General features: G+C 67.6%; 1 protein-coding gene. It reads right to left on the bottom strand.

What is annotated here, in order from left to right; genetic code table 11:
• Positions 1-244 (bottom strand): amino acid permease (locus tag HKX41_12955; protein ID NNC25043.1); only part of this gene is annotated, 244 nt, incomplete at both ends.

Genomic DNA, 244 nt, shown 5'->3' with positions numbered 1-244 from the left:
TGAAGATGCGCGGCTGGCCGATGATCATCACCAGCACCACCGACGACAGCCCGACCAGGGCGCCGACTTCGACCACCACGCGCAGCCAGTTCAGCGCCGGGTGCGCAGCGATCGCGGTCACCACCGGCTCGTCGGTGCCCAGGGTGTAGTAGGGCGCCAGGCCCGTCATCACCGCGGCCATGGCGATGTACAGCACGGTGCAGATCGCCAGCGAGGCCATCATGCCGATCGGCATGTCCTTCTG

The organism is Salifodinibacter halophilus, from assembly GCA_012999515.1.
Lineage (GTDB): Bacteria > Pseudomonadota > Gammaproteobacteria > Nevskiales > Salinisphaeraceae > Salifodinibacter > Salifodinibacter halophilus.
Note: the sequence above shows the minus strand (reverse complement) of the source record. Positions and strands in the feature narration are given on the sequence as shown.